We start from the raw sequence: 5,310 nt of genomic DNA, 5'->3' as shown, positions 1-5,310 counted from the left end.
AGATTGAACTAAATTAGCTTTTGACTTTGTAGAGTAAAAAAATATCATGTCTGGTATTACCTAGTCATACTCCTGGAACAATAGGCAGAAAAATAAAATAAATCAAATATTACATTCAAGATAGTTGCACTATTGCGTAAGAGGTGCTAACCTTCTTGGTAAAAAAAGGTAACTATGTCTACTGTATCTAATTATTCAGAAATACTTTGAGTCTACTGATAGTTCTAGTGAAGTTTAGACATATTTATCTAATATCTAAATTGTTGTTACACTCAAGGGCGATACTTAACTTGTCTTTTTTCAGGATAAGTTTTGTGTAAAAACTACTAGGAATAATTTTATGGAGAAAAATATTCTATTTGTTTATGCCATATTTTAGAGCATTGAAGCCCTTAATTCTCTAATGCTAAATAATTTTAGATATCTATCTCCAGATTAAACCAGATTAAACTTAGCTAACACTAAGACTTCTGTTAAGAAAATAAATTGGAACAATCAATAGTAAAATCTACTCTAAACAGTAGGGTTGTTCATTGGTTATAAAAAGGTGTGAGGAGAGCAAAATGACAAAAATTACCCTGAATGTTCTAAAACAGACTTCTGGTGTATTCAGTATCGCCACTTTACTAATAGCTAATTCTGCTTTAGCAAATCAGGTTTCTGTAGAACAACTGGCTAATGCTCAAGATGTTAATACAAATACAACTAACTATTCAACTACTTCATCTGAACTGCCCACAGAATCACAAGGTGATACCTCCTCAGAAGAAGTAGAAATACCAGGAGATACTAGATTACAAAATCTAAAAGATCCTTCCCTGAAGATTCCTGGAGCAGAGTTAGAACAAGTAGATCCCATGGGACAAGTAACATCTGTGACTCAATTATCAGATGTCCAACCCACTGATTGGGCTTTTCAAGCTTTGCAATCTTTAGTAGAACGTTATGGTTGTATTGCTGGTTATCCAGATGGTACTTACAAAGGTAATCGGGCGATGACCCGTTATGAGTTTGCTGCTGGTCTAAATGCTTGTTTGGATCGAATTACAGAATTAGTCGCAGCAGCAACAGCAGATTTAGTGACTCGTGATGATTTGGCAGTATTACAGAGACTGCAAGAAGAGTTTGCTACAGAATTAGCTGAGTTGCGTGGCCGTGTTGATGCTCTGGAAGCTAGAACGGAGGAGCTGGAAGCCAATCAATTCTCAACAACTACCAAACTGGGTGGTGAAATTTTATTTTGGTTGAGTGATACCTTTGGAGAAAAAGCTGGGGGACGTGGACTACCACGGAGTGACGAGGATCGAACAGAGGCGACTCTTTCTTATCGGGTTCGTTTAATTTTTGATACCAGTTTTACAGGTAAAGATCGCTTGAGAACTCGTTTACAAGCTCGTAACGTTCCTAACTATAGCGCTCGAGATTTGACAAATAGTTTGATGACTCGTCTATCTACAGATGACGATCTAGATGATGATGTGACTCTCAATAAACTGGCCTATCGTTTTCCTTTACTCAACAATAAAGCACAAATAGAGATAGCTGCTAATGGCTATGGTATTGATGACTTTGTGGCACCTATTAATCCTTTTCAAAGTAGTGGTGCTGGTTCTTTTTCTAGGTTTGGACGCTTCACCCCTACTTTCTATCGTGCTCCTTCTGATGCGGGTATGAAATTTGCCTATGCTTTCAGTGATGCGATTGAGATGACTATAGGTTATGCTGTACCAGATTCGGAAGACCCTCAAGAAGGTAGAGGTCTTTTTAATGGTGGGTTTAGTGGATTTGGCCAGGTTACAATTGAGCCAAATGATAAAATATCTTTTCAACTAGGTTATTTGCGTGCATATCATCCGAAAGGAGATTTGAACTTAACCGGAAGTACTGGTAGTTTTCTGGCCAGAGATCCTTTTAATGACAGAAGAAGTACAGCAGACAACCTCAACTTTGAAGCTCAATGGAAAGTTAAGGATTGGTTTCAAATAGGTGGTTGGGCTGGTGCCTCATTTGCTCGTCCTGAAGATGATAGTGATGATGATGATATCACTATCATCACTGGCGCTTTGACCTTAGCTTTTCCAGATCTATTCAGGGACGGTAGTTTAGGAGGTATCATTGTTGGTGTACCACCAATTATTACTGATGGTGGTGATGATGATGATTTAAAAGACCCAGATACATCTATACACATTGAAGTATTCTATCGCTTCCAAATGAACGACAATATTGCGATTACTCCTGGTTTGTTTGTGATTACTAATCCTAATCACATTGAGGATAATGAAACTCTCTGGGTAGGAACTATCAGGACTCAATTTAGGTTTTAGAATATTACTAAAACCTGAATTGACTAAGCAAAACAAAGAAAGTAGGGTAAATAAGAAATCATCTTTTTTTCCTACTTTTGCTTTTTGTGTTAGTTCAGTCTGTAGAGTAAAATTTTTCTAGTTATAGCAGTCGAAGCAAAGGGCGCGGACATATCAAAAGCTTAACACTCAGACAACGCAAGGTTTTTCCTTCTTCCTTCTTCCTTCTTCCTTCTTTCTCCTGCTATAATATTATTTCTGGTTGAACACTTACTAAATAAACGGAAACAGGAAACAGGGAAGATAAATCAACCAAAGAAGAAAAGAGAAAGTTTTTATCTATTTTAACAGGTTCGTTTAAGACTCCCAATCTTAGAGGGAAGCAGTTCCGACCCAGGAAGTTAAGTGATTAAATCAGCGGACAGAATATTATGGTATTCGCCAGACCTTAATAGTTTGATCTGCACTTCCACTAACTAAGGTTTTACCATCAGGAGTAATAGCAAGAGAACTTATTGATTCAGAATGACCAATCAATGTTTGTAATTTCTCCTCTGTAATTAGATCCCAAATAGTAATATTTTCACCGGCAGCTACTATTTTTTGCTGATCAGGAGTGAAAACAATAGATTTGACTGCAGCTATATTTGGTTTAATTACACTTTCTTTTTCCCCTGTGTTTAAATTCCATAGTATAATAGTTCCATCTTCACTTCCACTAGCTAAAGTTTGATTATCTGGACTGATAACGACCGTACTAACTGCCTTGGTATGTCCCTCTAGAGTTTGTCTACGAATACCCGTACTAACGTTCCACAGTCTAATGGTTCCGTCATTACTACCACTAACTAAAATAGTCCCATCTCGGCTAAAAGCTAAAGTATTTACTTCATGTTCTTGATCTGGTATCCAGGTAAGCATTCGACTACTTGTTTGGATATTCCACAATTTCATTAATCGATCACTACCAACACTTGCTAATGTCTGTCCATCAGGACTAATGGCCACTGCCTTTGCTTGGCCTTGATGAGCCAGAATTGTATCTATTAATTTACCTACTCCTAGATCCCAAAATTTGATAGTTTGATCGGCACTACCACTTACTAATATTTGACCACTAGGACTAATTGCTAGAGTAGTTACTTGAGCTGTATGAGCATCTGCAATGTTATTTTTTAATTCCTCAGTCTTGAGGTTCCAAATTTTAATTGTATTAGAGCTACTTGTAGCAAGAATTTGACCATCTGGTGTCAGAGCGATCGCATTTACTGGTCCTAAATAACCATTTAAGGTAGTCTGCAAAAATCGACTACTATTCAACCCTCGTAACAATAGGATTGGATCTGCAGGAAAAATTCTATAGCGCCAAAAGCCATAAAATTGAGAGGTTGCTACTGCCAATAGCAACATTGTTAACCCGATTATCAGATTATTTTTTAATTTAATGTTTGACTGATTACGGGATATTTTTGTCTTGAATTTTGTTCTAGATAAACTTCTTGTTTGAGTTTGGTCTGTTGGCAATTTAGTGTTTTCTTGGCCTCGTTTAGTCTGCTTAGAAGGGGAAGGCATTCGATAATTTTCTTTACCAGAACTATCTCCGGTATCAATTTCTGCTAGGCACTGCAAAATCATGGCTGGAGTTTGAGGTCTATTTCCTGGGAAAGGAGCCATCAAATAATCAACTATATCTGCCAACCTCTTTGATATGTGAGGAGCATATTTTCGCCATTGCAATTTTCCCGAACGAGGATTTTCTGGAAAGGCCGTGGGGGGTTTACCTGTTAATAAATAGACAAAAGTCCGCCCTAGAGCAAAAAAATCTGATTGAGGAACAGCTTTGCCATTTGTTTGCTCTGGGGCAGTATATCCTGGTGAGACAATACCTGTAACATTTTCCCCCTGACCTACTTTGACTAAGTAAGTTTCAGATACCTCTCTGACAGTACCAAAATCTATTAACACCAATTGGCCATTTAGTCTACGCATGATGTTGTGGGGCTTAATATCTCTATGGAAATAATTTTGCTGATGAACTTTTTCCAATATTTCCGATAATTGTGTCAGCCAATCTACTGCTTGAGCTTGATTTATTGGTCTATGGCGACGACTTTTCATCCAATCCTGTAAATTTGCACCACCAATAAATTCCATTACGAGGCAGTGTATAGATTCATCACTATTTTCTGGGAAAAATGTAAAATAACCATCTTTTTCTATCTTCGGAATCCCAGGGTTTCGTAAACTGATTAGTACTTGTGCTTCCTGCTGAAACAGAGATACAGCTTTTGGATGACTTTTCAGTAATACTTTTAGAACTTTTTTTACACCTTGATCATCTACTAAATAAGTTTTCCCAAAACCTCCCCCCCCAAGGGGCTTAATCACGCGATACCGATTTTGCAGCAACAATTGTGAGCCACATTGACAACAAATGCGTTTACCAGCATTTAATGGGTCAGACGGATTGGGGCAGTTGGGATTAAGGCAGTAACTCACAGAAGCCAGATACCCAGATTTGTATAGCTTTGGTTTACTACACTATAGCTCGAAGTTGTCTTCTTTAAAACTTTTGGCAAAATATTGTTCATTATTTGCTGATTTTTTGACTTGAATATCTTTAAATATTTCTATAAATAATCAAAATAATCAATTTTTATAGTTTTAAGTTCCAACCAGCGACTGCCATACACCCCCATCCAATAATCAAGGCAATTCCACCTATGGGCGTAATAGCTCCTAACCATTTAATTCCTGTCAGACTTAAAGCATATAAGCTCCCAGAAAAAATTGCTATCCCAATAATAAAAGCATAGCCAGCCGCCACCATTAATCCTTGAGGTAACTCTTCAATAGTTAATAAAAAAGCCACCATTAACAAAGCTAAGGAATGGTACATTTGTAAACGAGCACCTGTCTGAAAAATGTCTAGAAAGTATTGACTAAACTTTTCTTTCAAAGCATGAGAAGCAAAAGAACCATTCCTTAGCTTTGTTAATGGTGA

3 protein-coding genes are annotated in these 5,310 nt (G+C 37.3%); 1 reads left to right on the top strand and 2 read right to left on the bottom strand.

The features are described from left to right. Positions 1-563 precede the first annotated feature (563 nt). Positions 564-2,327: an iron uptake porin gene (locus F6K13_RS16870; protein WP_124146708.1), complete on the top strand. Its 1,764-nt coding sequence runs from the start codon at positions 564-566 to the stop codon at positions 2,325-2,327. 408 nt (positions 2,328-2,735) lie between these two features. Here the strand turns inward: F6K13_RS16870 and F6K13_RS16865 are convergent, their stop codons facing one another. Both F6K13_RS16865 and F6K13_RS16860 read right to left on the bottom strand, forming a co-directional pair. Beyond that, a complete protein-coding gene (locus F6K13_RS16865; protein WP_192901184.1) occupies positions 2,736-4,805 on the bottom strand; it encodes a serine/threonine-protein kinase in 2,070 nt (689 codons plus the stop codon). Between the two features lie 157 nt (positions 4,806-4,962). Beyond that, positions 4,963-5,310, bottom strand: a 348-nt coding sequence (locus F6K13_RS16860) for a DUF423 domain-containing protein (RefSeq protein WP_287287867.1), incomplete at its 5' end; no start/stop codon positions are given.

It is taken from the genome of Okeania sp. SIO2B9 (genome assembly GCF_010672505.1).
Classification (GTDB): domain Bacteria; phylum Cyanobacteriota; class Cyanobacteriia; order Cyanobacteriales; family Microcoleaceae; genus Okeania; species Okeania hirsuta.
This window is presented reverse-complemented; position numbering and strand designations above follow the sequence as displayed.